Genomic DNA, 26,201 nt, shown 5'->3' on the forward strand with positions numbered 1-26,201 from the left:
TCTTCCACGTCCCGACGGCAAAATCGAGCCCGCTCGAAGGGTGTCGGCGAACGAGCGAGCCCGTCCCTGCGTGAGGCCTTACTTTCCGCCGACGATCTGCTTGAAGATATCCCGCACCTGGGTCTGCGTCACCCCGATGACGGCATTGAGCTCGTCGAAATCGCTGCATTCGGCCACATGGCTGAGCAGGATCTTGCCGGTCTCAGAGGTCTTGTCTGGATCGAGATTGCCGCCGACGCAAAAGCGGATCACCTGGGAAAGAGCGGTGTAGAGCCGCCAGGACTCGGTGAGGCGCCGATGCGCCGTCTTGGCCAGCACACCGGCCTCCATTGCCTTGTCGAGAGCCCGGCCGGTATTGACGTCGAGTATCGCCGGATGCTCGGCCGCATGCAGGAGCTGAAGCGTCTGGGCGATGAATTCGATGTCGACCAGGCCGCCCCGGGCATTCTTGAGGTCCCAGGACCCACGCCCACCTTTCTCGCTTTCGAGCAGGGCCCGCATTTCCGCGACATCCTTGAGTATCCTGCGGGGCTCGCGCTTCACGGTGAGGATCCCTGCGATCGTTTCCGCGACCAGCCGCCCGAACTCGGCATCTCCGGCGACGACGCGCGCGCGCGTCATCGCCATATGCTCCCAGGTCCAGGCTTCCTTGAGCTGATAGTCCCTGAACCCATCGATATGGATGGCGACCGGCCCCTTCTGACCGGAAGGACGCAGCCGCATGTCGACGGAGAAGGCCGTCCCCTCCCCCGTCGGAGCCGAGAGGGCGGCGATCAGCCGCTGCGTCAGCCGGGCGAACCAGACCGAAGGCGCGATCGAACGTGGCCCGTCGGTTTCGACGGCATCGGGATCATGGTCATAGAGCACGATCAGGTCGAGGTCGGAGGAGGAGGTCAGTTCCCACCCGCCGAACTTGCCCATGGCGATGATGCCGACACGGGCGCCGGGGGGGCTGCCATGGGCCTGCTTCAACTCGGTGATGACGAGATCGAGCAAGGCCCTGACCACGGCCTGTGCCAAAACGGTGATCTGCTCGCCGACCAGCAGGGGATCGAGTTCCCCGGAAAGCAGGCGGGCGCCAAGCACGAAAATGCGTTCGCGCACGAAAATGCGCACGAGGTCGAGCTTGTCCTCGTAGCTCTCGCCCGTCGCGAGCGCGCCGGCGAGGCGACCGTCGATCCAGGCCTGTGCGTTGAACCCCTGAGCATCGCTTCCCTCCGTGCCATGATCGAGCAGGCCGTCGAGCGCATGAGGGCGCCGCACCAGCACCTCGGCCAGGCGCGGCGCTACGCCAACGATACGGGCGAGCACGGAAAACAGCTTGGCGTTGTTGCGCAGGATCGAGAAGAGCTGGTAGCCCGAGGGCATGCGGGCGAGCAGCCCGTCGAACACGAACAGGGCCTTGTCGGGCCTGCCCTCCTTGGCCAGTGCCTGCAGCAAGGCGGGCGTGAGCTCGGTAAGATCCTCGCGGGCCTTGGCCGAGCGCATGGCGGGGTAGCGCCCGTGATGCCAGCCGCGGATCATCTCCGCCACCTGCGAGGGCGAGGCATAGCCCAGGCGCTCCAATGTCTTCAGGGTCTCCGGGTCGTTCTCCTTGCCGGTGAAAACCAGGCTGCCGACGTCGCTGGCGAGCGGCGCCGATGCCTCGAACAAGCGGGCATAATGCTGCTGCACGGTTTCCAGGCGGGCGATCAGCGCCTTGGAAAAGGCGCCCATATCGGCGTAGCCGGCGAAGCGGGCAAACTCCAGCAGAGCCGGCTTCTCCGTGGGCAGGCTGTGGGTCTGCTCGTCCGCCATCATCTGAAGGCGATGTTCGAGCCCGCGCAGAAAATCATAGGCCTCGGTCAACTGGTCACGCGCCTGCGGCGTGATCCAGCTGGCCTCCTGCAAGGCCGCAAGCATGGCAATGGTGCCGCGTCCCCGTAGATCGGGATTGCGGCCGCCGGCGATCAACTGCTGGGTCTGCACGAAGAACTCGATCTCGCGGATGCCACCGCGACCGAGCTTGAGATTATGCCCGGCCACGGCGATCGCCTCATGACCCTTATGGGCATGGATCTGCCGTTTCATGGCATGGACGTCGGCAATGGCGGCATAGTCGAGATGACGCCGCCAGATGAAGGGCACCAGCCCGGCGAGGAAGCGCTCGCCCAGCGCGATGTCACCGGCGCAGGGGCGCGCCTTGATCATGGCCGCCCGTTCCCAGTTCTGCCCGACGCTTTCGTAATAGCCATAGGCAGCGGGAAGCGAGATGGCGATCGCGGTGGCGCCCGGATCGGGGCGAAGGCGCAAGTCCACCCGGAAGACATAGCCGTCCGCCGTGCGTTCGGACAACAACTTGACCAGCCCCTGGGTCAGACGCACGAAGAAGGGCGCCGGCTCCAGCCCTTCGCGCAGGGGCGCCGTTTCGGGATCGTAGAGGACGATCAGGTCGACATCGGATGAATAATTGAGTTCGAACGCCCCCTGCTTGCCCATAGCCAATGCCACGAGACCGCAATCCCTGTCCGGATTTTCAGGGTCGACGGGCAGGAAGCGGCCTGCGGCAGCCGCCTCGCGCAGCAGAAAACGCAAGGCCAGCGTCGCGCTTTCGTCGGCAACACGGGTCAAGGCCGTCGTGACCTCGGCAAGACACCAGGCACAACCGAGATCGGCGATGCCGATCAACAGGGCAGCCTCCTGCTTGAGCAGGCGCAACGCCCGCATGGCTTCGGCGATATCGGCCGCGGCGCTGCATTGGGCCCTGGCCCGCGCAATCGCCGCTTCGAGCACGGTCTCGGGTGCTCCGGCCAGGATACGCTCCAGCCGCACCGGATCAGCCAGAGCCAGCCCCCACAGGAAGGGCGAGGCCGTGGCAAGCCCGGCCAGCACGGCATGGCCCGGTCCGCCTTCCAGCGCCGCGGCCACGGCGGGCTGACCGACCGGATCCAGGGCCTCCGCCAGATCGGCGAAACGGGATTTGACACGACGTTTGTCTTCAATGGGAATCATGCCGCCGCCTCGCCACAATCTTTCGGTCTTTCTCGTTGTTCCTTCGCGATAGCATTGACCCGGAAAAATCGCATGCGCAAATGGCTGGTATTGAGTGCTCTTGTCGTGGTTCTGTGCGGCACGGGCGCCTATGTCTTTCTGCGCGGCTTCGAATGGAAAGGCAGCCCTTGGGCGAACGGCACGGCGATCGAGAGCATGGACGGTGTTGCCGTCTATGACAACGGCCCGATCTTCACCGTCTCCCATGGCCGCCATTATGCCGGCGACGGCACCTATTTTGGCCAGAAATGGCAGTGTGTCGAATTCATCAAGCGCTATCTCTACCAGGCACGCGGCCATGTCATGCCCGATGGCATGGGCCACGCGATCAGCTTCTTCGACGAGGAGACCCCGCACGGGGCGCTCAACCTCGGGCGCGGCATGCTGCAGTTTCGCCAAGGCGAGACGGAGCCGCCGCGCAAGGGTGATCTGATCGTGTTTGCCGGCGCCAGCGGCTATGGCCATGTCGCCATCGTTGCCGCAACCGGCGACGATTTCGTCGAGATCGTGCAGCAGAATGCCAGCCCGGCCCGCCAGCGCCTGGTACTATCGCGCAGCAAGAACATCGGCGGCTTCCTGGTCGAGCACGCGTTGCCCACCCTGGGCTGGCTGCGCGCCCCTACCCTGCTTGCAGATGAGTTAGGGCCGCAGGCGCAGGCCGGGGCGGCGCAGGGCTAGCCTGGACTGGGCCGATTCTTCGGCGGGCTTGTCGGGCAATTCCAGCACCACGCGTAGGCCCGGCTGATTGTCCTCCAGCCGGATACTGCCGCCATGCAGCTTTACCATGGCGGAGACGAGCGCCAGGCCAAGGCCGGAACCGGGACGCGTCCGGCTCGACTCCAGCCGGACAAAGCGTTCGAGCACCCTCTGCCGGTCGGCCTGTGGAATGCCAGCGCCATGATCTGCCACACTGAGAATGATGCGGCCCTCCCGCTTCTCGGCCGCAATCGTCACGTCACCGGCTGGTCCGCCCTCCTCCTTGGGGCTGTATTTGAGGGCGTTGTCGATGAGATTGGCCAGCGCCTGGCTGACCAGTTCGCGATTGCCGCGCAGCGGTAGGGGCGACTGCGCCGCTACCACGATCCTGGCACCGCTCTCCTCGGCAACGGGTTCATAAAGTTCCGCCACCGCATGTACGGCCTCGGCGACGTCGAACTCGCTGAGCGCCCCGTCGATGCGGCCTCCTTCGGCCCGCGCGATCATCAAGAGCGCGTTGAAGGTACCGATCAGCTTGTCCGATTCCTCGATGGTACGATCGAGCGCGGTACGGTAGGCGTCCTCGTCCCTGGCCGTGCGCAAGGCTTCCTCGGCGTGGTTGCGCAGGCGCGTCAACGGCGTCTTGAGATCATGGGCGATGTTGTCAGAAACTTCCTTGAGGCCGGCCATCAACTCCTGGATGCGGTCCAGCATGGCGTTGGTCGTCGAAGCCAGCCTGTCGAATTCGTCATCCGTTCCCGCAACCTTGAGGCGCCGGGCAAGATCGCCATCGATGATGGAGCGGCTGGTGGCATTGATATCGTCGAGACGATGCAGCACGCGCCGCGCCACGAACCAGCCGCCCGCCACGCCAAGCAGCATGATCAGCCCGACCGACCACAGCGCCGCGTTGAACATGATCGCGCGCACGCGGCTCTGCTCGTCGAGATCGACGCCGACCAGCAGCTTGTAGCCATCCTGCAGGGCGAAAACCCGCACCAAGGCCGTGCGGGGCCCGGCCTTGCCGCCATCGTCGCGACGATAGGGAATATTGCTGAGACCCGGCTTGTCGAGCACGCCGTCCGGCAGTTCGGTGACATTGCCCGCAAGCGCTTCTCCCTGCGGCGTGGTAAGCAGATAGAGCAGCGACCCCGGCCTGCGGGTGCGGGCCTCGATGGTAGAGGCCAGCAGCATCACGCCGCCCTGGGCATATTCGTCGCTGAGACCGTTGATTTCGCTGTTGATCGAATTGCTGATCTGCGAGCCGAGCAGGCGCTGCGCATTCCAGAAGAAATAGCCCAGCAGCGAGGCTGCAAACAGCGTGAACACCAGGAGATAGGCGGCCATCAGCTTGAAGGCCGTGGTTCGGATCAGTTTTCGCAGTCCGGTCACAGCCAGTCTTTCCGAGTCCGCCTCCGATGCGGTGTTCCTGGTGCTCACGCCTGAAAACTCTGCCGGGACAGCTTACTTGGCACTGTCGCGGATCATGTAGCCCGCCCCGCGGATGGTGTGCAGCAGAGGCTTCTCGAAACCCTTGTCGAGCTTGGAGCGCAGGCGCGAGACATGGACGTCGATGACGTTGGTACCGGGATCGAAGTGATAGTCCCAGACGTGCTCGAGCAGCATGGTGCGTGTCACCACCTGGCCGGCATTCTTCATGAGGTATTCCAGGAGCCGGAATTCGCGCGGCTGGAGGTCGATCTCTTCGCCTGCCCGCTTGACCACATGGGACAGACGGTCGAGCTCAAGATCGCCGACCCGATAGACCGTTTCCTCACCCTTGCCGGCCCGCCGGCGCGACAGCACCTCGACCCGGGCCAGAAGCTCCGAGAAGGCATAGGGCTTGGGCAGGTAGTCGTCCCCGCCGGCCCGCAGCCCCTTGACCCTGTCATCGACCTCACCGAGCGCCGACAGGATCAGGGCCGGCGTCTGCGTATCCTCGAGGCGCAGACGCGAGATCATGGAAAGACCGTCGAGCTTGGGCAGCATGCGATCGACGATCAGCACGTCATAGGGGCCATCCTTGGCCATCGCATAGCCGCTCAGACCATCCGCGGCATGGTCGGCAATATGTCCCGCTTCCGAGAAGGCCTTGACCAGGTAAGCAGCTGCGTCGCGGTCGTCCTCGACGATCAGAATACGCATTTTGGTTTCAGACTCAGTCACGTTTTGAGTTGAAGGCGTCTGAGACGAGCTTTGCCACATTTCCAGGTCACCTCATAGGGGCGCAATGACCTGCGCCCTGCAGCATTCACATTCATGTTCAAAAATGCAGCCCCCTCCTCACTCTCCTCCGACCGAAGGAGACGGGATGGGCCCCGCATAGGATCTGAACCGTAAATTGATCCGGTTGCCCATGCCGGGCAGCCGGATCAGTCTTCAGCGGTCGGATCAGACCTTGCCGATCGGCAGGGCGACGAAGTGCAGACCGTCATTGTTCTTCACGCGCAGCAGCACGGTGCGCTTGGAGTCGGCCTTGGCGCTCGAGAGGATCTCGCGAACCTCACGCACATTGCTCACCTGCTTGCCGGCAATGTCGAGGATGACATCACCCGGGCGCAGCGATTCGGAGGCAGGGCTGCCCGGATCGACGTCGGTCACCACCACGCCGGCCTTGCCGGCACCCGCCACGGCCGCGGCAGGAGCGAGTTCGACACCCAGACCGGCGAGCGAGCTCTTACCGCCTGTGTCGTCATCCTGCAGAGACCGCGCATCCGCCAACTGCTTGTCGCCCGGCAGCTTGCTGGTCTCGACCTTGATGCTCTGCTCCTTGCCATCACGCCAGACCGTCAGGTCGGCGGTCTCGCCGGGCTTCACATCGGCAATCGCACGGGCCAGCTCACGGGAATCGGCGATTTCCTTGCCATTGACGGCCGTGATGGCGTCACCCGACTGCAGGCCGGCCTTGGCGGCAGGGCCATTCTTGGTCACGTCGGCGATCAGCGCACCCGCGGCCTTCTTCAGGCCGATCGAATCGGCGATATCCTGGTTCACCGGCTGGATCTGCACACCGATATAACCACGCGTCACTTGGCCATCGGATTTGAGCTGCGAGACCACGCGAGAAACCGTCTCGGCGGGAATGGCGAAGCCGATACCGATCGAACCGCCGGACGGCGAGTAGATCGCGGTGTTCACACCGATCACGCGGCCGGAGAGGTCGAAGGTCGGCCCGCCCGAATTGCCGCGATTGACGGGAGCGTCGATCTGCAGGAAGTCGTTATAGGTCGAGTTGTTGAGGTCGCGGCCGCGGGCCGAGACAATGCCCGCCGTCACGGTGCCACCCAAGCCATAGGGATTGCCGACGGCTAGGACCCAGTCGCCCACGCGCGGCTCGTTCTGCATTTCGAGCTCGACATAGGGGAATTTGACAGCATCATCCTTGACCTTGAGCAAGGCCAGATCGGTTTTCGGATCGACGCCGATCACCTTGGCGGTATAGGTCTTGCCGGCATCGGTGACGACATCGACTTCCTTGGCATGGTCGACGACATGGTTGTTGGTCACGACATAGCCGTCAGCCGAAATGAAGAAACCGGACCCCAGCGCCATGCCGAACTGCTTGCGAGGCCGGCCGGGCTGCATATTGCCGCCACCACCCGGGCCGTTGAAGAAGAACTCGAACGGATTGGGCGGCGCACCGTCATTCTCATCGTCCGAGACGTTGGCGTTGGTCTCGGTCTTCACCTTGATGGAAACGACGGCGGGACGCACCTTTTGCACGATGTCGGCAAAGCCGGGCTGGGCGACCTGGCTCTGGGTCTGCGCGAAAGCGGGTGTGACAGGCGGCATGACCACGAAGTTGCCGGCAACCGCGCCGGCGACGCCAAGGCCGAACACGGCAGCCATCAGGCGCGTGCGGCGCCGGGCGAGAATGCCGGATTTCGCCTGCACGTCCCTGGGCTTCATGTCATGATCAGATGAATTCATCGTGATAGGCTCCATAATGACTCGGCCTTCCGTTCGGAGAGGCCGGTCGCCTTTGCTTCAGCGCCCCCATTCAGCGCCGTTGCCGGTGACAATGCCCTGACCAACATTACGACTCTTTTTCCGTGGGATTACTCTTTAGTAAGTCGCCGCTTTTTTTCTTAAGGCGCCCATGGTGCCACGGGAGCACCCGTCTGCATCGCCTCCAAATGAACATGGATCATATGTCGCGCGAGTTCAGCGCCGCTTAGAACTCATCTAAATTATTGATGTTGCAGGGAAATTATTGATATAGTATCAGATCGCGACATCGCTTGACGCGCATCGCTTGGATGAAGCGCGGCTTTCGCTTCCCTTCCCGATGCAGCGCCGATGACGACGACCACCTCGCCCGACACCCGTGACGACCTGATGTCGCTCTATCTGCGCCAATGGAAGGCGTTGCGGGGCCTGTTGCGGAAGCGGAGCGGTTCCCACGATCTGGCCGAGGAGGCCGTGCAGGAGACCTGGCTGCGGCTGGCGAACATGAAAAATCCGCGTGCACCCATTCAGGATCCCCAGGCCTTCCTGCTGCGTGTCGCCGGCAACATTGCCATCGATCTCGCCCGCAAGGAGCGGCGGCACGCCGCCCACTGCATCAGCGACGAGATGATATTGGCGGCGGTCGCCGACAGCGCCCCCAGCCCCGAGACGATCACGATCGATTGCGATCAGTTGCGTTTCCTGGCGATCGGGCTATCGAAGCTGGCTCCCAAACCGCGGGCGGCGTTGCTGTTGAGCCGTTGCGAAGGGCTCTGCCATCGCGACATTGCAAGCCGTCTCGGTGTTTCCGAAAGCATGGTGGCGCGTTATCTGGTCCAGGCCTTGCGTCATTGCCGCGACCATTTCCGTGCCGCCATCTGAGCTTCCTCGTACGATGGCGTGTAGAATGCGCCGCCGCGGAAAATCCCTAGAATCGCGACAGACAGATGGACCCAGGCACCACAAGACGGCAGGCGGATCTCGCGCTCAGCGATGCCGCGATAGATTGGCTGGTGAAGCTGCATTCCGGCCGGGCCGGCAAAGCCGACCATGAGGCTTTCGCGGCCTGGCGCAAGCAGAGCTCCGAGCACGAATTGGCCGCCCGCGAAGCCGAGACGATCTGGCATGGCATCGGCATTGCCGGGAAGAAGGTTCAGCGCAGTGCCCGCGCCAAACTGACAAGGCGGGCTGTGCTCGGCGGGGTGGCGATCGGCGGATTGGCCGTTGCCGGCTCCAGCCTTCTACGTCCACATCTGTTCGCCGAACACAGCACCGGCGCCGGCGAGCGCTCAACCATAACGCTGCCGGACGGTTCCACCGCCCTTCTCAACGGCGACAGCGCACTGGACGTCGCCTTCGATGCCGGCCAGCGGCGCCTACAACTCCTCAATGGCCAGGCACTGTTTCAGGTCATGCCCGATGCCGGACGGCCTTTCATCGTGACCGCCAATGGCGGCCAGGCCCGGGCTGTCGGTACAGTCTTCGATGTCGACATCCGCTCGCACGAGGTGGTCGTCACCGTGGTGGAGGGACGGGTGGACGTGATGGCCGGCACCCGACCTGGCTCAGGCGTACTGGCGGCAGCCGATCAGCGGGTACGTTATGGCGCCGACCGGCAGCCATCGCCAGCCGAGCCCGTCGACGCCGAATCCGAAACGGCCTGGCGCAGGGGCAAGCTCATCTTCAATCGGAGGCCCTTGGGGGATGTCGTGGTCGAGATTGAGCGCCAGCGCCGCGGCAGGATCATGATCGCCAGCGCCCGCTTGCAGTCTCTGGAGGTGACGGGAGTGTTCGATCTCGCCGATCCGGAGTCCATTCTCTCCACCATCGAGGCGACGCTTCCCGTCAAGGTCACGCGGCTGCCCTTCGTCACCATCCTGCATTGAGGCTGTCCAACGACGAGCGCCCGGAACGCCGCTTCGCCCGCCCTGCCGCATCATTTCGAAATTTTCTTCCCGATGCGGTGCAAGATCGCCTCGCTCGTTTCGTCCTCAAGATATGGGGTCTGGCAGGCGTTGCAGACAATGCACGCCCTCCTCCCTTTTGGTCAGCGGGACGGGATTGATGGGCGGCAGAAGATCAGGATATGACAAGGGGTGCGGCTTTGGCGGCTTCACCACAATTGCACTTTTGGGATCGGTATCGATCTGTCTGGTGCTGGGTTCGACGTTTGGTACAGGCGGCCACGCCTACGCCCAACCGTCGCAGCAGGGAAGCATTCGCCTCGACATCCCCCAACAGGGTCTCGGGTCGGCCCTCACCCGTTTCGCCGATCAAGCCGGACTGCGCCTGCTGTTCGCCTCGTCCCTGGTTGCCGACCGGACCAGTCCTGCCCTTTCCGGCAGCTACACCCGCGAACAGGCCCTTTCGCGCCTGCTCGCCGGCACGGGTCTCTCCTACAGTTTCACCAGCGTCAACACCGTGACCATCAGCGGGCGCGCCACCAGCACGGTGGGGCCCGTTGCCGATGACGGTTCGCTGGTGCTCGACGTCATCACCGTGACGGCCAGCAAGGGCGGCAATCCGCAGGAAGCTCCCTATGAGACGCCGGCACCCACCGCCTACATCTCGGAAAAGGCCATTGAGCGCTTCCGGGGGTCGAGTCCGGCCGACATATTCCGGGGCACGCCGGGCGTGACATCGGGCGAAGCGCGCAACGGCGCCGGCGCCATCGATGTGAATATCCGCGGCATGCAGGGCATGGGCCGCGTCGCGGTGACGGTCGACGGCGCCGAAAACGCGGTGACCGTCTATCAGGGCTATCAGGGCACCTCCAACCGCACCTTCGTGGATCCCGATCTTCTCGGTGGCATCGACATCACCAAGGGATCGGACGTCACCTCCAACGGCATTGCCGGCACCGTCGCCATGCGCACGCTGGACGCGGCCGACATCGTGGAGGACGGCAAGAATTACGGCGTGCGATTCCGCGGCGGGTTCGGCACTAACACCTCTTCGCCGAAGGCTGGCGCGGTCGCCGGCTACCAGTGGCCTTACGCCTCCTGGGCTCCGCCCGTCGCCACGCCTTCCCCGACCGGCATGAACAGCCCCGCCCTCCTGTCACCGACAAGCGGATCCGGCAGCGTCGTGGCAGCAGTCAAGCAAGAGAATTTCGACCTGCTCGCAGGCTATGCCTATCGCAAGCAGGGCAATTACCATGCGGGATCGAACGGCCCCTCGGCCTATCCCATCCATCTGGGGCCACGCCGCGTCTGTTCCAATCCCTCCTTCTGCGAGAACTACAAGGACTATATCGCGAATGGCGGCATCGCCAATTATCGCGCCGGCGAGGAGGTGCTGAACACCCAGCTGGAAACGCAATCATGGATCGTCAAGGGAACGATGCGTTTCGGCGACGGCCAGAGCATGGAGCTCGGCTATAACGGCTTTCGCAGCGAAGCTGGCGACCTCTTGGCATCGCGGCTTACCAATAACCGGGGACAGGCGGTCCAGCAGGCCCAGACCACCGGAACTTCGGTCGATACCGTCACGTTGCGCTACCGCTGGAAGCCCGAGGACAATGATCTCATCAATCTGAAGACCAATCTGTGGTGGAGCAAGCTGGAGATGCGCAATCCCCTGCGCGCCGGCTACAGGCCGCCCAAGCCGGGGGACTTCCGCTCCGGGTCCGACACGGACATGTGGGGCGCCGAGATCACCAACACCTCCAAGTTCCTGTTCGCCTATGGCTCGGCCGACCTGACCTATGGCGTCTCCTATCGGGGTGAGGACACCCGCCCTAGCCGCGGCACCAAGGAGGCGGAAACCTGGCTGGACCTGCGCGACGGCATCCGCCATGAAGCAGCCGGTTTCGCCAAGGTCGCCTGGAAGCCTGTCGACTGGCTCACCCTCAATGGGGGCCTGCGCTACCAGCATTTCTGGTCCGAGGACCGCAACGCCCCCGAGCAGGTGCGCCCCGACTACACCTACAATACCAGGCTGGCCAAGGGCGGCTTCAGCCCCTCGATCGGGGTAACGCTGGAGCCCATCGATGGCGCCCAGTTCTACGTCAACTATTCCAACGCAATGCGGCTGCCCAGCATCATGGAGTCGGTCTCGGCCTTCACCATGAACGTCAATTCCCAGCTGAAGCCCGAGCGTTCCAGCAATTGGGAGGTCGGCACCAATCTGCGCCGGGAAGGTCTTCTGTCGGCGCATGACAAAGGCATGCTGAAGCTGGGTTATTTCGACTGGACCGTCGACGACTACATCGCCCGCCAATGGTACGCATTCCCCAACGGCTCTTCGGGCATGCGCATCTTCAACATCGACCGCGCCCATTTTTCCGGCCTGGAACTGTCCGGACGCTATGAGCTCGGCGGCTTCACGGCGGACCTTGCGGCCAACTACTACACCAATGTCGAGTTCTGCCGCACCGCCGGAACCTGCGAGAACAAGTCGCTCTATGCCGACTATGCGACCAACCATATTCCGCCCCGCTATTCGCTGGCACTGACGTTGTCCCAGAAGCTGATGGACGACACGCTCACCATCGGCGGCCGGATTTCCCATGTCGGCGCCCGCGCCATCGGCCATGGCGACGTGACGGCGCAGGGCGCTTCCCAGTTCATCGCCCTGGTCGACTGGAAACGGCACACGCTGGTGGACGTGTTCGCCGAATACAAGTTCAGCAAGAACCTCACGGGCAGCGTCCGCGTCGAGAACCTGACCGACCAATATTACGTTGACCCCTTGAGCCTGGTGCAGCAACCGGGGCCCGGGCGCACCTTCTATGCCTCGCTGACCGCTAAATTCTGACGGCATCGGCCCGAACTCGGTTCGATCGACCGAGTTCGGGCCTTTTTCCAATGAGATGACCACACCTCCCAGCCTCGGAGCGGGCCCCGACATCCTGGCCGGGATGGGAGAGCAACAGGACGAAGATGTATCCCTACCTCCAGAACCGCTGCCGCCCATCCCTTGCCATCCGTCATAACATCGTGGTGGCGTCGGTGCTGCTGCTCCCGCCAGGCGTTGCGCTGGCTCAGGCGCCGGCGTCAGCTCCCGGGTCTCCGGTCGAGCCCGGACAAGTGACACCGCCCGTGCCACCCCTTCCGGCATCCGCACCGGACGCGGCGCCGTCACCGGCGCCCGCCTTCCTCGAAGATCCGATCGGAGCCGTAGGTCACCTGTTCGAAGCGATGCCCGCATCGGGGCCAGGCCACGACCTCTCGCCCTGGGGCATGTTTCTGGCCGCCGATTGGGTGGTGAAGACAGTGATGCTCGGGCTTGCATTCGCCTCGCTGGTGACCTGGACGGTGTGGCTGGCCAAGACAGTCGAGATCGCCTGCGCCGCCGCTCGCGCCAAGCGAGCCCTTGCGGCAATCGCCGGATCGACGGACTTGTCGCAAGCCATGCACGCCCTCACCGGTCGTGGCGGGCCGGGAGCGGCCATGGTGCGCTCGGCGGAGGATGAATTGCGTCGGTCGCTGCCGGCCCTCGACCATGCCGGCAGCGACGGGGTGAAGGAGCGCGTCGCCTCCCGCCTCTCGCGCATCGAGGCGCAGGCGGGGCGCCGGCTGACCCGGGGCACCGGCATCCTGGCCACCATCGGCTCCACCGCACCCTTTGTCGGCCTGTTCGGCACGGTCTGGGGCATCATGAATGCCTTCATCGGCATCTCCCGCACCCAGACCACCAATCTCGCGGTGGTGGCGCCCGGCATTGCCGAGGCCCTGCTGGCGACCGCGATCGGCCTGGTTGCCGCCATACCCGCCGTCGTCATCTACAATCTCTTCGCTCGCGCCGTCGCCGGCTATCGGCAACGTCTGGCCGATGCCACGGCCGCGGTGGAGCGCCTGGTCAGCCTCGAACTGGACCTGCGCCGCATACCAATCCCCGACACCACGGCCGCAAGAGCCGCCATGGCGGCAGAGTGATCGCCATGGCAGGAGGATTGCGCGAAGACAGCGGAATTGAGCTTACCGAGAACCACGAGATCAACGTCACACCCTTTATCGACGTCATGCTGGTGCTATTGATCATCTTCATGGTGGCGGCACCCCTATCGACTGTGGATATCGCCGTCGACCTTCCGGTATCCACGGCCATGCCGGTGGAGCGCCCCGACAAACCGCTCTATCTGACGCTGAAATCCGACCTGTCGCTCGCACTCGGCAATGAGCCGGCCCAGCGCGAGACCCTCGCGGCCTCTCTCGACAATTTCACCGCCAATGACAGGCAGGCCCGCATCTTCCTGCGGGCCGACAAATCGGTGAGCTACGAGCAGCTGATGACTCTGATGAACCAGCTGCGCGAGGCCGGCTATCTCAAGATTGCCCTGGTCGGGCTGGAGAGCGTGCCGGAGGACGCGCGGCCGTGACCGATTGGGCCATTACGGATCATGGCAACCGCGCCGCCGATCTGGCGTTGTGGGTTGGCGCCGGCCTCCTCACGCTGGGAATCCATCTGGGGGCGGCGGTCTGGTACCTGCAGCCATCGCCAGCAGCGCCGGCAGCCGATGCGCCCCCGCCAGCGATCATGATCGAGTTCGCGCCGATGCCTGAGGCAAGGGAGACCCAGGCGAACGAGATTTCTCCCGATCTGCGCCCGGCGGAACCCCAGGCAGCAAGCGAGGCGGTCACGACACCCGAGGAAGCCGTGCCGCCCGAGCCCGTCAAGGAAGTCCCGGCTCCCGAACCGGTGACGGAGGCGGCCAAGCCCGAGCCGACGATGGAAACGACCCAGACGCCTGTCGAGCAGGCCGAGGTTGCGCTTCCCCAGGAGCGGCCCGTGCAAAAGCAGGCGAAGCAGGAGACCGCGCGCCGGGAAGAGCCAAAGAAGCCTCTCAAGCAAAAGCCGGCCAAGCCTCGTCGCCAACAGGCTCAGGAGGCCTCGAAAGCGGCCGTCGAGGCACAGGTCCAGGCCAGCCAGTCCAGCCGCAATGCCGCCCGGCAAACCAGCTCCAGCCAGGTGTCCGGCCCGGCGCCGGCGCAGTGGCGCTCACAGTTGATCGCGCATCTGGAACGGCGCAAGCGCTATCCCGCCGACGCCCGTTCGCGCGGAGAACGAGGCATCGCCTATGTACGCTTCCGGATCGATGATGCCGGCAACGTCCTCGCCGCCTCGCTCTACCGTTCCTCGGGTTTTGCGGAACTCGATCAGGAGGTGGTGTCCCTGGTCCGCCGCGCCTCGCCTGTTCCGCCTCCCCCAGCCGGCATGAACCGGACGATTACAGCGCCGGTTTTGTTTGATTCAAGATGAGATCGCGCACGAATAACCAAGCGGAGCAGAAAAGATGCCGGGCGGCACGATAGCCGACCAAGTCCGGTCCGCGATGAACCTTGTCGGCCAAGCGATGTTCTATGACGGCCGCCGCTTCCCGTCGCAGGATCCATTACGGATCGGCCGGAGGCGTAGCCACTTCATAGCAAGGGAAATTGCGTAATGGCCAAGGACAAGGCGAAAGCATTGAAGACGGCGGATCTGGGGGTCCCAACCGATCTAGGCTCCAATGCAACCAAGGACTTGTCAGGCGCGCTCACGACGCTGCTCGCCAACGTGTTCACCCTCTATCTGAAGACCAAGAACTTCCATTGGCATGTCTCGGGTCCACATTTTCGCGACTACCACCTGCTGCTGGACGAACAGGCCGAGCAGATCTTCGCCATGACCGACGAGATCGCGGAAAGGGTCCGCAAGATCGGCGATACCACGCTGCGTTCGGCCGGCCATATCGGACGGCTGCAGCGCCTGTCGGACAATGATGCCGATTTCGTCACGCCCGGCGACATGCTTGCCGAGTTGCTCGACGACAACAAACGCCTGATCGGCTTCCTGCGCGAGACCCACGATCTGTGCGACGAACACCGCGATGTCGCGACCGCCAGCCTGATCGAAAACTGTATCAGCGAGACCGAGCGCCGGACGTGGTTCCTGTTCGAGACCGGCCGATAGAGAATCCGCTCAGGCCGACGGACCCGCGATGGTCCCCGGCCTACCCTTCCCGCTTCAGGATATCGTCGATCCTGGCCTGCTCGTCCGGGCTGAGCGGCGCAGGAGCGGCAGCCTGCCGCCGCCGTGTCGACAGGAAGATGGCGATGCCGCCCAGCAGCAATAATATGGGCGGTCCCGACCACAGCGCCAAGGTGCGCCATTCCAGCGGCGGCTTCAGCAGGATGAAATCGCCATAGCGGGCAACCAGGAAGTCCTTGACCGCCGTGTCGCTGTCGCCGGCCTTCAAGCGCTCGCGCACAAGGATGCGCAGATCCTTGGCGAGCGAGGCATTCGAATCGTCGATCGATTCATTCTGGCAAACCATGCAGCGCAACTGCGCCGACAGCGCGCGCGCGCGCGCCTCGAGGGCCGGATCAGGCAGAACCTCATCCGGTTGCACGGCCAGGGCCGGCAGCACCATGAGGCCGAGAAAGCAGGCAAGGAGGACGCGCTTCAACATCGTCTACTCGGCCGGCTGCATGGTCTGGGCGACACGACGCGCCGGCTTGGGAGCGCCGACGCGCAGGCGGCGGTCGGATAGCGACAGCAGGCCGCCAAACGCCATGATCAGGCAGCCCAGCCAGATCAGGGTGATCAGCGGTTTGTCATAGAGCCGCGCCGCAATGGCTCCGTCCGGCATGGTATCCCCGAGTCCGATATAGATCTGGTCGAAACCATGGGTACTGATGCCCGTTTCCGTCACCGGCATCTGGCGTGCCGGGTAGAAGCGCTTGGAAGAGGCGATCTGGCCAACCTCGACGCCATCGCGACGGATCACGAATCTCGCCTCGGTGGCTGTGTAGTTCGAGCCGCGCTTGGGCACCGAGCCGACATAGGTGGCCTGGAAGCGGCCGAAAGTGGCGGTATCGCCCGGCTTCATCGCCACGATGGTCTCCGACTGCCAGGCCGAGGCGGCGACGATGCCCATCAGCGTGACGCCGACGCCGAAATGGGCAAAGGCCGTACCGAAGGCCGAGCGTGGCAGGCCGGCCCCCCGGCGCAGGCTCGATCCCAGTGGTTCACGGAACAGCTTGATACGCCCGGCGATCTCGACCACCGCCCCCGCCATGATGAAGAAGGCGAGGCCTGCGCCGAGCGGTGCCAGCACCGGCCCGCCCTGCTTGAGCCACAGCGTCACCAACGCAGCCAGGATGGCGAGCCCGATCGCGGCGCCCAGGCGCTGCATGGCGCCCGCCAGATCACCGCGCTTCCAGGCAAGAAGCGGTCCGAACGGCATCACCATCAGCACCGCCAGCATCAGCGGCCCGAAGGTCAGGTCGAAAAAGGGCGGGCCGACCGACACCTTGCCGCCGGTCAGGGCTTCCAGCGCCAGGGGATAGAGCGTGCCGATGAACACGGCAAAGCAGCTTACCGTCAGCAGGAGATTGTTGAGGATCAGCGCGCCCTCGCGGGAGATCGGCGCGAAGATGCCACCCTGCTTCAAGGCAGACGCACGCCAGGCGAACAGGCTGAGGCCGCCGCCGATGAAGAGCACCAGAATCGCCAACATGAACACGCCGCGCTTGGGATCGGTGGCAAAGGCGTGCACGGAGGTGAGCACGCCCGAGCGCACCAGGAAGGTACCGAGCAATGAGAGAGAGAAGGTGAGGATGGCGAGCAGGATCGTCCACACCTTCAGGGCGTTGCGCTTTTCCATGACCAGCGCGGAGTGGAGAAGCGCGGTGCCGGCCAGCCAGGGCATCAGCGAGGCATTCTCGACCGGATCCCAGAACCACCAGCCGCCCCAGCCGAGCTCGTAATAGGCCCAGTAGGACCCCATGGCGATGCCCAGCGTCAGGAAGATCCAGGCCAGCAGGATCCAGGGCCGCACCCAGCGCGCCCATGCAGCATCGATGCGCCCTTCGATCAGCGCGGCAGCCGCGAAGGCAAAGGCGATGGAGAAGCCGACATAGCCCAGGTAAAGCAGGGGCGGATGGATGGCGAGACCGACATCCTGCAGGATCGGATTGAGATCCTGTCCCTGCATCGGCGCCGGCGTGAGGCGGGTGAAGGGATTGGAGGTGAGCAGAATGAACATCAGGAAGGCGGCACTGATCCAGGCCTGCACCGCCAGCACGGTCGCCTTCATGGTCGGCGGCAGGTTACGGCCGAAAGCCGCCACCAGTCCGCCGAAAAAGGCCAGGATGAGGACCCAGAGCAGCATCGAGCCCTCATGGTTCCCCCACACGCCGGAGATCTTGTAGATGAGCGGCTTGGCCGAATGGGAGTTCTCGAACACGTTGGTGAGCGAGAAGTCCGAGCTGACATAGGCATAGGTCAGCACGCCAAACGCCATGGCGATGAAGAGAAGCTGGAACAGGGCCGAACTGGTACCGATGCGCATCAGGCCGAGATCACCGGTGCGGGCGCCCCATAGCGGCAGTACAGATTGAATCGCGGCAAGCGTAAGCGCGAGAACGAGTGCGTAATGGCCGGCTTCGACGATCATGGCTTCTTCCCGTAGGCGCCGCCCTCTTCCCAATGGCCTTGCGCCTTCAGCGCATCCGCCACTTCCTTGGGCATGTATTTCTCGTCATGCTTGGCCAGCAGCGTATCGGCCTGGAAGACGCCGGCACCGTCGACCACGCCCTCCGCCACCACGCCCTGGCCCTCGCGGAACAGGTCGGGCACGATACCCGAATAGATGACTTTGATCGACTTGTTGGTATCGGTCACCATGAAGGCGATCTCAGACGCGCTGCCGCGCTGCAGGGAGCCCTGCTCCACCAAGCCGCCCAACCGCCAGCGCTGACCCGGCGTGGTCTGCTTGCCGACGATGTCGCTCGGACCGGCGAAGTAGGACATGGTGCCGCCCAGGCTGAACAACACCAGGCCCACCGCAGCCGCGAGGACCACCCCGGCCACTCCGATCATCGCCAGACGTCTGCCCTTACGCGTCATAGACCCAATGCCTTCGAAAGCTCGTCCATCTGCCTGACGGCATCGGGCGTGCTGGCCAGGGCCTTGCGGGCATCGGCAAGTGCATTGCGGGCATTGTCCGCCTGCCCAAGCACGCTATAAGCCTTGATCAGCTTCATCCATTCCTCCGGGCTGCCCCCTTGGGATTTTAACCGCTCAGCCAGCCCGGAGACCATGCCCTGGATCATTTTGCCGCGCTCCTCGGGCGTCATCGTCTGGGCGGCGACGACATCGTCCTTCGAGGGACCCGGACCAACTGCATCGGGAGCGGTGCCATCGGGAGCAGATTTGGGCTGCCCGCCGACCCTGGTGATTTCCTGCCGCAGGAAGTCGGCAGCATCGGGATTACCGGCAATCAGGGCCTGCCAGGCTTCGATTGCACCCTTCTTGTCGCCATCCTGCTCCTTGGCGAGGCCGAGGAAATAGGCCGCGCGGAATTCCGTGGGATTGAGCTTAACCGCTCGCTGGAAAGCCGCCTTGGCATCGGCCGTCACCATGCGGTCGGCAGCGGCGACGACGGCGACACCGAAATTGGTCTCGCGCTCGGCCGTCGAGCCCAGCAGCCGCAACGCGTTGGCATAGGCCTGCTTGGCATCCTCGAAGCGTCCCTGGCGCAGATAGATCTGTGCCATCAATTCCCAGCCGCGACCATCCTCCGGATTCTCCGCCAGCTTGGCTTCCACCCGCGCCACCAGTTCATCGAGCGAAGCGTTCTCGATATTGCTGTCCAGGCGAGCAGCCAGAGGCTGGTCGGGGTTCGACGGCGAGCCGAGATAGGCATAGAGCCCGAGGCTGAGCAGCGGCACGGCGACAAGGACGATGCTCGCGGCAAGCCTGCGCCGCCCGATAGCCGCCTGTGCGGTGGGCTGCCGACCTTTCTCGAGCTTCTCTCCCTCGTCGGCCTCGATCAGCCGGCGCGAGACCTCGATGCGGGCGGCCTGTGCTTCGCTCTTGGCGATCAGCCCGCGCTCGAGATCGCGATCAATCTCGGCCAATTGGTCCTTGTAGATGGCTATGTCGGATGCCTGCGGCGTCAGAGCGCTACCGCGCCGCGCCAGCGGCCACAGCAACGCCAGAGCTGCGAGGCCGGTCATGGCGGCCAGGGCTATCCATAGGAGCATGCGAAATCTCTTGCGCTGGCCATAAGGCCTAATTTGGGCGCGTCACACGCGCAAACACGCAGTATCACGCAATGCAATTTGGTGGCGTGCGCGGCTACACGCCCCTTCACCCGACTATCGCCGGAGCAAAGCGCGTCCATGGCTGAACGCCTGTCTGCTCCAGTTCCTTGACTTCAAGCCAATCCAACGGATCGGCTTGAGCGTGTTTGCGGTTCTCGGCGATTCCGTCCAATCGCAAAACGCCTTAGCTGTTGACCCAGCCGCCATCCGGCTGCCGGCACGCCGTCGAACGGGCGACACTCGGCACGCCTTCCTTGTAGATGGTCTGGGAATATTGCCGGCACTGGGCTGCGCCCTGGTTCTGCAGAGGCCCGGCGACCGCGCTGCCATGCGTGGAGGCGTTGCTGTCGCTCTTCCAGTCGACGCTGACCTTCGCCTTGCCATCCAGGGCCGTGCGACGAGCCTGTTCGGCCCGGGCTCGGTCGGCAGGATCGAGACTGTCGAGGATCGGCGAATTGCTGGTGGCGGGCGTGGGTGGCGCAGCGGCGACATTTGGCTGGGTGGTCGAACCGGTAAGCCCACATCCTGCCAGCGGCAGCGCCACCAGAGCCAGGCCAAACAGCTTGACGATCGATTTTGTCATAGGACCCCTAACCCAGAGCAAAGGGCGTTCATGACTGAACACTCATCTGCTCCAACTCCCTTTTTTCGACGCGCCTTGCGATTCGAGCTGATCCCATCAAATCGCAAAACGCCCTGAGCGGATACTGTCGGCAGCCTTACACGCAAAAACGCCCCGCGCCAACCGTCTCACGGTGTCGCAAGACCCTGCTGTTCCGAACGTTACGAGAAAGTGAACCGCTTCGGTGCCCGTGGGGGCCGCAGGGGGCTAGACTGTCGCCCCCTCGCCGCTCCGCGAGGAAGGCCGGGCGCCGGGTGGCGGCGCCGATCCCTGAAGGGCGGGAATATCGAGAATGGCCCGCAGACCGCCGATCGGTGCTTCGTCGAGATTGAAGCGGCCGCCATAGAGCGAGACGAGATCCTGCACGATGGCAAGACCGAGGCCGGTACCCGGCTTGGTTTCGTCAAGCCGCTTGCCGCGCTGGCCGACCTCGGCGCGTTTCTCGGGAGACAGGCCCGGCCCGTCGTCGTCGATGACGATGCGGGCGAACAGGACGCCATCCAGGTGAAAGGCCTCGGCCAGGATCATGACCTCGCTGATCGCCCATTTGCAGGCATTGTCGATGAGATTGCCTGTCATCTCCTCGATGTCCTGCTTTTCGCCGCGGAAACGCAACGCTGGATCGACCTGCACCTTGATCTTCAGGCGCTTGACGGCATGGATTTTCTCCATGGCCCGGACCAGCCCCTCGATCACCGGCACGATCTCGGTCACCGTTCCGACCACACTGACGGCCGCGGCGATACGCGCGCGCTGGAGATGATGATCGATCTGCTTGCGCATTACGCCGACCTGCCGGCCGACTTGTTCGGCCAACGGGCCCGCCGGCGCCGCGCCCGCCTCATTGGCGATCACCGACAACGGCGTCTTCAGGGCATGGGCGAGATTGCCGACATGGGTGCGCGCCCGCTCAACCACCTCGCGATTGGCATCGACCAGGGCATCCAGCTCACGCGCGAGCGGCACGATCTCGTCGGGCAGGTCGGGTGGCAGCTTGGCCGCCTCGCCGGTACGCATGCGGGCCAGCGCACCGCTGATGCGCGAAAGCGGCCTGAGGCCGAAGCGCACCTGTAGCAAAATGGCGGCGAGCAGTCCGACCCCAAGTGCGGTGAAGGTCAGCAGCAGCGAATATTGAAAGTCGGAAATGGCACTGTCGATCTCGTCGGCAGGGCCCGCCAGGGTCACCCGGTAGCGGCCATCCTCGCCGAGATCGATGAGGCGCTCGACGGCGCGCAGCCGGCGATCGTCCGGGCCCTTGATGTAGCCCTCGCGGACACCGCTGGGCTCGTCGGGCGTATTCGGATCGTCCAGGCTGGGCAGAGTTGCCTCGAACAGCGATTTGGAGCCGTTGGAAGCCGGCTTGTCGAGGCGGTTGATCTGCCAGTACCAGCCCGACAGCGGCAATTCGAAACGCGGCTCGCCCATGGCGCCGGGCGCCGTGCGGTCACCCACATCGGCGCCGGCGATGTCAGCCACCAGCGTCTTGAGATAGACATGCAGGCGTTCGTCGAAGGAACGCTCGGTCGCATGCTGGTAGACGGACGAGAGCACCACGCCCGCCACCACCAGCACCACCACCACCCAGGCCGCGGCGGCGACGAAGAGGCGGAAGGCCAGCGAACGCGTGGTCATACGCGCATGGCGTCCGGTGGTGTGAGTATATAGCCCATGCCCCGCACGGTCTGGATCACATCCACACCCAATTTCTTGCGCAGGCGACCGACGAACACCTCGATCGTATTGGAATCGCGGTCGAAATCCTGGTCGTAGAGATGTTCGACCAATTCGGTGCGCGAGACGACGCGCCCGGTATAGTGCATCAGATAGGCCAGCAGGCGATATTCGTGCGAGGTGAGCTTGATCGGATTGCCGTCGACCACGACACGGCCGGCGCGGGCATCGAGGCGGACGGGACCGCAGACCAGTTCGTTGGTGGCGTGGCCGGTGGTACGGCGGATGAGCGCCCGAAGACGGGCCAGGACCTCCTCCATGTGGAAGGGCTTGGCGACGTAATCATCCGCACCTGAATCGAAGCCCATCACCTTGTCGGACCAGCGATCCCGAGCGGTCAGGATCAGGACAGGCATCACCTTGCCGGCGCGGCGCCAGCGATCGAGCACTGTGATGCCATCGAGCTTGGGCAGGCCGACATCGAGCACCACGGCATCATAAGGTTCGGTATCACCGAGGAAATGGCCTTCCTCGCCATCGAAGGCCCGGTCAACGGCGTAGCCTGCCTCCTCAAGCGCCTTGACGAGTTGGCGGTTGAGATCCTGATCGTCCTCGACCACGAGAAGCCGCATCGGTATTCCTTTACTTCACACCCACGACTTCGCCGGTCTTGGCGTTGATCGTCGCTCTTATAACCCGCCCATCGGTCCCCAGAAATGTGACGACATAGCGGTAATTGCCAGGGTCTCCACATAAATTGCCGTCTATCATTTCCCCCTTTACAGCACGTCGAGCCGCCCCCAACGCCGAAAGAAGAGGCACGATCGTACCAGACTTCACGAGCGGGCGTGCCTCGCTGAGGCTGACGCAAGCGGCCATTACCGGCTGCATCGCGCCAAACCACCCAAGTCCCAGAGCCAAGACCATCACCAAGGAAGATATCCGCCCCATCCTCATCCTTCTGCTATAGCGCTCTGCGATATGGTCGCCTCATGCGGAGAAATACAAAAACGCGCCGAAACAAGGAGTTAGAACAAAGCAGCATTTCCGCTTGGCTCGCCTTGCTCTAGATTCTGCCGTGATTCCCCTCGATTCGAGCCATCATCATCATTCTGCAGGGCCTCTGAACACGGCATGAACGTAATGCTCAATTCCGCCTTCCGCCAGCAGGACCGCCCTGTCAATCCACCGGGCTCAGGCTGGTTCACGCGCGGGTCGGGTCGGTCACGCGTACTGATACCGAAGTCGATCCTGGCCTTGCGCTCGCTCGCCGCGAGCCTTTTGGTCTTGGCCATGGCCCTCGCATCAGCGCCACCGGCCTACGCCATCGTCGGCGGTACGCCAGCAGCGGCCGACATGGCCCGTCACGTCGTGATGATCGTCTCCGATCGCGGCAGTTTCTGCTCGGCCAGCGTCATCGCACCCGATCTCCTGCTGACGGCAGGCCATTGCGTGCGCAAGGGCGCCAATTACCGCTTGCTGACCTATCAGGCCGGCAAGCCGGTGCTCTCGCCGCTCGGCAATGTGGCTGTTCACCCTCAGTTCGATGCCAAGGCCTATGACAAGCGGCATTTCACCATCGATCTCGCTCTGGTGAAGCTTGACGCGCCCCTGGCCGGCTACGCCCCGCTTCCGCTTGCCGCCGAAGCGGGCATTGCGGGTGCGGTGTATCGCGTCGCCGGTTTCGGCCTGACCGCCCAGAATGCCGGCAAGAGCGGCGGCGTCCTGCGCGAGATCGCGCTGGAGGGAGCCCCGCCCATCTCCAGGGTGCAGTTGCGCCTGCGTGAGGGCAGCGGGCTCGGTGGCGCCTGCCAGGGCGATTCGGGCGGGCCGGTGCTGCGCGAGGGCATGCTTGTCGGCGTACTCGCTTCCGCCGTGGGCGCCAATAGCGGCCGGGGCTGCGGCGGCATGACGGGTGTAGCCCTGCTCGGCACCGCCCTGCCCTGGATACGAAGCAGCGCGGCGCGGATGGGGGCCTCCCTGCCGTGACCACGCGTTTGAGATCCTGCAGCTTCTTTGCGATCGAGCTTGAGGCTCGATTGGCAGGAAGCCGCTTGGGCGCGCAACAATTTGGTTTTGGTTGGAAATGCTCTACAGCTTAGCCATGATGAAAACCCGCCTCGCCGTCGCTGTCATGTCCCTTGTGGCCTTCACCATGCCAGCCCTGGCGATCAAAGGCGGTCGCGACGTCACCGATCCCACGGGCGTCCGCAGCCATGTCGTGCAAATCACGGGGCCGAGCGGCACCAAATGCAGCGGCACGGTGATCTCCCGCAAGCTGGTGCTGACGGCCGCTCATTGTTTTCTGAGCGGGCATGGCGACTATCGCATCCGTGCCCTCGACACCCAGTTCCGCTTCCGCTTCGCCGAGGCGACACAGGTGGCGATCCATCCTCAATTCGACGTCACGGCGCTGGGCACCTCAGCGGCCATCAACGACATCGCCCTGATCCGGGTCGACCATGAATTTCCCGATTGGCTGGTACCCGTGCCGCTGGCCTCGCGCATCGCCGATGATGGCAGCTTCGTCGACGTGCAGGTCGCCGGCTTCGGCATGAGCCGCGATCGCGTGGTCAGCAGCGCCGGCAAGCTGCGCGAACGGCGCTTCGACATGCTGGACCAGATCGACAGCAAATCCCATCAGCTCTTCCTGATCGATCACAAGGCGACCCGCCGCACCGTCAACAACAACGGCATCTGCCGGGGCGATTCGGGCGGGCCGGTGTTCCAGCGCCAGGGCACAAACTACGTGCTGGTCGGCGTGATCTCGGCCGTGATGGGCGGCAAGGGGCGCGATTGCGGCACCATCACCGCCGTTACCGCCGTCTCGGCCTATCGCTCCTTCATCGAGACCATGGCCGACAGGGCTGGCTCACCCGTGCGCTTCCAATAGCCGTGATGACCATTGCGCGTGTTTGCCGGATAGCGATCTCAGATCCCGCCACCGTTCCTGCGCCTCCCCGCTGACCTTCATTCCTGCGTGCTGCTTTCCCAGGTCGCATGGGAAACCCCATGTTCGCGCTCGAGATGGGCAACGACACCGTCGAGCTCCTTGGGATCGACCGCCGTGCTGACGAGGGTAGCGACCACCTCGGCCATGTCGTCACCCCGATCGAACAGCTCGACATCACCGACGGGATATTGCGCGGCCTCCAGATGCTCCACCAAGAGTTCGCGGATGGCGGGAACCGAAGCCCGGCTGGTGGTCACCCGCACTTCATAGATTGCTTCGGAACGCTGCGCATTGATCGGGATGCGATTGATGGCATTGACCAGCGGGCGCAACAACGTATTGCCGGCAATGACGAAGAGCGTCAGCAGCGCGCCCTCCGCCACCATGTCCGCCCCCGTGCAGGCTCCGACCGCAGCCGAGCACCACAGCGTCGCCGCCGTGTTCAGGCCGCGGACATTCATGCCCTCCTTCATGATCACGCCCGCGCCCAGGAAACCAATGCCGGACACGACATAGGAGATGACTTTGACGGCTTCCTGCGGGCCAGCGATGCGCATGGCGAGATCGACGAAAGCGGCTGCTCCCAATGCCACGAGCACATTGGTCCGCAAACCTGCCGTGCGCTGGCGATATTGGCGCTCCGCCCCGATGAGCGTGCCGAAAAAGAAGGCGCTGAGCAGACTCACCACCGTGTCGAGAAACGGATAGAGGGTAAAGGTTTCGACGAATTTCAAGACACGGACCTTCGGCTGATCGGGCAATAAGCTCGGAGGACGTGACCGGCACGCCCCGGCGCTGCATTGAGATGCCTCTCTCGGCGGTCAGCTGCAGCCATTCCGGACGCATAGGCTCAATACATGCGGAGAGCGATATGCCCTACCAGCATGTCACATTTAATACATATGATATGACCGCGAGACCGGCTCTGGGGATCACCGAAACAGCAGCCCGATAGCGAACGGGCGATCACCAGGCAAACGCTTCCTTCCCTGGGTCCGCAATTCCAGGACCTAGGCTTGGAAGACGAAGTGACATGGGCTGCGCCTAGAAAAACGACGCGAGGAACAACGCGGAAGCGGCGATCACGACGAAGGACAGGGTCGAAATCGCAAAACTCAGATGCCGTCCAGCCGCCGTAGGAGTCACCCGGCCGAAGCCCGACAGCCGCTCAGGACGATCCAGAACCAGTTGTGCGCGTGTCATCAATCTTCCCCCGAATCTGATGTTCATCACGCGCTATTTCGAA

The 26,201-nt window shown here is 64.0% G+C and carries 23 protein-coding genes; 10 read left to right on the forward strand and 13 right to left on the reverse strand.

The window, feature by feature from the left end; genetic code table 11:
* Window positions 1-78 precede the first annotated feature (78 nt).
* The gene (locus ACN6KF_RS13425) at window positions 79-2,991 is read right to left on the reverse strand and encodes a bifunctional [glutamine synthetase] adenylyltransferase/[glutamine synthetase]-adenylyl-L-tyrosine phosphorylase (protein ID WP_434957306.1); all 2,913 of its coding nucleotides are present in this window, start codon (window positions 2,989-2,991) and stop codon (window positions 79-81) included.
* A gap of 72 nt (window positions 2,992-3,063) precedes the next feature.
* Here ACN6KF_RS13425 and ACN6KF_RS13430 point away from each other — a divergent pair, with 72 nt between their 5' ends.
* Window positions 3,064-3,708: a CHAP domain-containing protein gene (locus ACN6KF_RS13430; protein WP_434957307.1), complete on the forward strand. Its 645-nt coding sequence runs from the start codon at window positions 3,064-3,066 to the stop codon at window positions 3,706-3,708.
* Here the strand turns inward: ACN6KF_RS13430 and ACN6KF_RS13435 are convergent.
* The 3 genes from ACN6KF_RS13435 to ACN6KF_RS13445 form a co-directional block, all read right to left on the reverse strand.
* A complete protein-coding gene (locus ACN6KF_RS13435; RefSeq protein WP_434957308.1) occupies window positions 3,670-5,118 on the reverse strand; it encodes a sensor histidine kinase in 1,449 nt (482 codons plus the stop codon). The genes ACN6KF_RS13430 and ACN6KF_RS13435 overlap by 39 nt on opposite strands.
* A 72-nt stretch (window positions 5,119-5,190) precedes the next feature.
* On the reverse strand, window positions 5,191-5,871 hold the full coding sequence (locus ACN6KF_RS13440; protein WP_434957309.1) for a response regulator transcription factor: 681 nt from the start codon (window positions 5,869-5,871) through the stop codon (window positions 5,191-5,193).
* Between the two features lie 246 nt (window positions 5,872-6,117).
* Window positions 6,118-7,656 carry a Do family serine endopeptidase gene (locus ACN6KF_RS13445; protein ID WP_434957310.1) on the reverse strand — a complete coding sequence of 513 codons (1,539 nt, stop codon included), beginning with the start codon at window positions 7,654-7,656 and terminating at the stop codon, window positions 6,118-6,120.
* Between the two features lie 369 nt (window positions 7,657-8,025).
* Between ACN6KF_RS13445 and ACN6KF_RS13450 the strand changes: the two genes are divergently transcribed.
* From ACN6KF_RS13450 to ACN6KF_RS13480, 7 genes are all read left to right on the forward strand, one after another.
* On the forward strand, window positions 8,026-8,556 hold the full coding sequence (locus ACN6KF_RS13450) for an RNA polymerase sigma factor (RefSeq protein ID WP_434957311.1): 531 nt from the start codon (window positions 8,026-8,028) through the stop codon (window positions 8,554-8,556).
* 65 nt (window positions 8,557-8,621) lie between these two features.
* Entirely contained in the window at window positions 8,622-9,560 is a 939-nt protein-coding gene (locus ACN6KF_RS13455) for a FecR family protein (protein ID WP_434957312.1), read from the forward strand.
* A gap of 268 nt (window positions 9,561-9,828) precedes the next feature.
* Window positions 9,829-12,432 carry a TonB-dependent receptor gene (locus tag ACN6KF_RS13460; RefSeq protein WP_434957313.1) on the forward strand — a complete coding sequence of 868 codons (2,604 nt, stop codon included), beginning with the start codon at window positions 9,829-9,831 and terminating at the stop codon, window positions 12,430-12,432.
* A gap of 125 nt (window positions 12,433-12,557) precedes the next feature.
* Window positions 12,558-13,553 carry a tonB-system energizer ExbB gene (gene exbB / locus ACN6KF_RS13465; protein WP_434957314.1) on the forward strand — a complete coding sequence of 332 codons (996 nt, stop codon included), beginning with the start codon at window positions 12,558-12,560 and terminating at the stop codon, window positions 13,551-13,553.
* A gap of 5 nt (window positions 13,554-13,558) precedes the next feature.
* Window positions 13,559-13,996, forward strand: a complete 438-nt coding sequence (exbD, locus tag ACN6KF_RS13470; RefSeq protein ID WP_434957315.1) for a TonB system transport protein ExbD — start codon at window positions 13,559-13,561, stop codon at window positions 13,994-13,996.
* Window positions 13,993-14,877 carry a TonB family protein gene (locus ACN6KF_RS13475; protein ID WP_434957316.1) on the forward strand — a complete coding sequence of 295 codons (885 nt, stop codon included), beginning with the start codon at window positions 13,993-13,995 and terminating at the stop codon, window positions 14,875-14,877. Before exbD ends, ACN6KF_RS13475 begins: the two co-directional genes overlap by 4 nt.
* 183 nt (window positions 14,878-15,060) lie before the next feature.
* Window positions 15,061-15,570: a Dps family protein gene (locus ACN6KF_RS13480; protein WP_434957317.1), complete on the forward strand. Its 510-nt coding sequence runs from the start codon at window positions 15,061-15,063 to the stop codon at window positions 15,568-15,570.
* Window positions 15,571-15,610: 40 nt separating this feature from the next.
* On the opposite strand, the gene ACN6KF_RS13485 is transcribed toward ACN6KF_RS13480, so the two are convergent.
* The 7 genes from ACN6KF_RS13485 to ACN6KF_RS13515 form a co-directional block, all read right to left on the reverse strand.
* On the reverse strand, window positions 15,611-16,069 hold the full coding sequence (locus tag ACN6KF_RS13485; protein ID WP_434957318.1) for a cytochrome c-type biogenesis protein: 459 nt from the start codon (window positions 16,067-16,069) through the stop codon (window positions 15,611-15,613).
* Between the two features lie 3 nt (window positions 16,070-16,072).
* Entirely contained in the window at window positions 16,073-18,058 is a 1,986-nt protein-coding gene (locus ACN6KF_RS13490; protein ID WP_434957319.1) for a heme lyase CcmF/NrfE family subunit, read from the reverse strand.
* On the reverse strand, window positions 18,055-18,510 hold the full coding sequence (ccmE, locus tag ACN6KF_RS13495; RefSeq protein ID WP_434957320.1) for a cytochrome c maturation protein CcmE: 456 nt from the start codon (window positions 18,508-18,510) through the stop codon (window positions 18,055-18,057). Before ccmE ends, ACN6KF_RS13490 begins: the two co-directional genes overlap by 4 nt.
* Window positions 18,507-19,649 (reverse strand): c-type cytochrome biogenesis protein CcmI, encoded by a 1,143-nt coding sequence (gene ccmI, locus ACN6KF_RS13500; protein ID WP_434957321.1) that lies wholly within the window; start codon window positions 19,647-19,649, stop codon window positions 18,507-18,509. Before ccmI ends, ccmE begins: the two co-directional genes overlap by 4 nt.
* Window positions 19,650-19,893: 244 nt before the next feature.
* A complete protein-coding gene (locus tag ACN6KF_RS13505) occupies window positions 19,894-20,292 on the reverse strand; it encodes a hypothetical protein (protein WP_434957322.1) in 399 nt (132 codons plus the stop codon).
* A gap of 246 nt (window positions 20,293-20,538) precedes the next feature.
* Entirely contained in the window at window positions 20,539-21,963 is a 1,425-nt protein-coding gene (locus tag ACN6KF_RS13510) for an ATP-binding protein (protein WP_434957323.1), read from the reverse strand.
* Window positions 21,960-22,634, reverse strand: coding sequence for a response regulator transcription factor (locus ACN6KF_RS13515; protein WP_068296769.1), 675 nt, complete (start codon window positions 22,632-22,634; stop codon window positions 21,960-21,962). Before ACN6KF_RS13515 ends, ACN6KF_RS13510 begins: the two co-directional genes overlap by 4 nt.
* Window positions 22,635-23,136: 502 nt before the next feature.
* On the opposite strand from ACN6KF_RS13515, the gene ACN6KF_RS13520 reads away from it, so the two are divergent.
* The gene (locus tag ACN6KF_RS13520) at window positions 23,137-23,991 is read left to right on the forward strand and encodes a S1 family peptidase (RefSeq protein ID WP_434957324.1); all 855 of its coding nucleotides are present in this window, start codon (window positions 23,137-23,139) and stop codon (window positions 23,989-23,991) included.
* Between the two features lie 115 nt (window positions 23,992-24,106).
* Window positions 24,107-24,895, forward strand: coding sequence for a S1 family peptidase (locus ACN6KF_RS13525; RefSeq protein ID WP_434957325.1), 789 nt, complete (start codon window positions 24,107-24,109; stop codon window positions 24,893-24,895).
* Between the two features lie 77 nt (window positions 24,896-24,972).
* On the opposite strand, the gene ACN6KF_RS13530 is transcribed toward ACN6KF_RS13525, so the two are convergent.
* Together ACN6KF_RS13530 and ACN6KF_RS13535 are read right to left on the reverse strand one after the other, a co-directional pair.
* A complete protein-coding gene (locus tag ACN6KF_RS13530) occupies window positions 24,973-25,689 on the reverse strand; it encodes an MgtC/SapB family protein (protein ID WP_434957326.1) in 717 nt (238 codons plus the stop codon).
* A 310-nt stretch (window positions 25,690-25,999) separates the two neighbouring features.
* The gene (locus tag ACN6KF_RS13535) at window positions 26,000-26,158 is read right to left on the reverse strand and encodes a hypothetical protein (RefSeq protein ID WP_434957327.1); all 159 of its coding nucleotides are present in this window, start codon (window positions 26,156-26,158) and stop codon (window positions 26,000-26,002) included.
* Window positions 26,159-26,201 lie beyond the last annotated feature (43 nt).

This window comes from Labrys methylaminiphilus subsp. lupini (genome assembly GCF_051161885.1).
Taxonomy (GTDB): Bacteria; Pseudomonadota; Alphaproteobacteria; order Rhizobiales; family Labraceae; genus Labrys.